Genomic DNA, 375 nt, shown 5'->3' with positions numbered 1-375 from the left:
GTGCCTTACGAGCTGAAAGCCCAGGGCGACGACGTCTACAAAGATGGCCAGATCATCGAAGTGGGTATCGACAAGGCTGCCGTTGACGGCAAGTCCTTCGAGAACCTGGTGCTGGGTGACAAAGCTCAAGTCACCATCGGCGACACCCTCACTGAGGTGAAAGCTACCCTGACGGTGGATAAAACCACTGTCGCCGAAGGCGGCACGGTCACTTACACCGTGACCCTGACCAACGCTGCTGGCATGCCGATGGCGAGCCATGGTCCTCTGGAGTTCACGCTGACCGATGGCACCGTGGTGAAAATCCCGGCCAATGGCACCAGTGGCACTGCCGAAGTCACCGCCAAAGACGACATCTTCACTGGCGGTCAGGAT

1 protein-coding gene is annotated in these 375 nt (G+C 58.7%); it reads left to right on the top strand.

Features of this window, described 5'->3' with window-relative positions; all coding sequences use genetic code 11:
- Positions 1 to 375, top strand: a 375-nt coding sequence (locus tag H7995_RS28250) for an immunoglobulin-like domain-containing protein (RefSeq protein WP_185819340.1), incomplete at both ends; no start/stop codon positions are given.

Source organism: Pseudomonas kielensis (genome assembly GCF_014236655.1).
GTDB lineage: Bacteria > Pseudomonadota > Gammaproteobacteria > Pseudomonadales > Pseudomonadaceae > Aquipseudomonas > Aquipseudomonas kielensis.
Note: the sequence above shows the minus strand (reverse complement) of the source record. Positions and strands in the feature narration are given on the sequence as shown.